Origin of the sequence: Streptomyces thermovulgaris, from assembly GCF_002155915.1 — a bacterium.
In the GTDB taxonomy this organism is placed as follows: domain Bacteria; phylum Actinomycetota; class Actinomycetes; order Streptomycetales; family Streptomycetaceae; genus Streptomyces; species Streptomyces thermovulgaris.
Genome location: NZ_MUME01000522.1, coordinates 1 through 655, shown reverse-complemented (window position 1 = coordinate 655; position 655 = coordinate 1). Strand labels below are relative to the sequence as shown.

The following is a 655-nucleotide window of genomic DNA, read 5'->3' as shown; positions in this document are numbered from 1 at the left end:
CCGGCGCGCCGGGAAGCGGTGGAGCGGGCTGGGCCGGGCGGGGCCGTCAGCCGGCGGGGCTGTCGTTGTTCGTTCGGGCGGCGTCGGAGGCCGACTCGGGGCGTACGAAGGTTCCCTTGATGGGGACGGTGATGACCAGCCCTCGGTCGCGCAGCTCGCGGATGGCCCGGCGAATGGTGTTGACGGCTACGCCGTACTGCTCCGCGAGGTCCCGTTCGGCCGGGAGGCGTGCCCCCGCAGGCAGCCGTCCAGTCCGGATCTGCTCAGCGATGTGGTGCACGACCTGCAGATACACGTAGACGTGACTCGTCGGATCGGGTCTCCATTCACGCTCATCAGCCATGGCTGCACGCTAAGGCGACGGGTAGCGGGCCACCACGTACGGGTGCAACTGCATGCTTCCTATTGCTACCTAATGCGTCCTGAAGCAAAGTAGTCTGCGACCACAAACAAAGACCCCGGCGGCCTGGCAGGGCCCCGGGGCACGGCCAACGCTGTCCAGGAGCGTCGACATGCACGACCTTATCCGCCGGCTTGCCCATGGGCTGAGCCTTCTCCTCGGTCCCGGCACCGGAACCCACCGAGCAGGCGACCCTCGCCCCCGTCCCCACCGTCGCCGCCTCGCACATCCCCTTACTCTCCGCCCCTCCGCCTC

Annotated in this window: 1 protein-coding gene; it reads right to left on the bottom strand. The window is 68.7% G+C overall.

Features of this window, described 5'->3' with window-relative positions; genetic code table 11:
- Positions 1–46: 46 nt before the first annotated feature.
- Complete coding sequence (locus CCN35_RS27020) at positions 47–343, bottom strand: GntR family transcriptional regulator (protein WP_211285589.1); 297 nt, start codon at positions 341–343, stop codon at positions 47–49.
- Positions 344–655 lie beyond the last annotated feature (312 nt).

What these genes read in the sequence shown, in the direction of transcription:
- CCN35_RS27020 (WP_211285589.1), bottom strand. Translation starts at nt 343, where the DNA reads ATGGCTGATGAGCGTGAATGGAGACCCGATCCGACGAGTCACGTCTAC.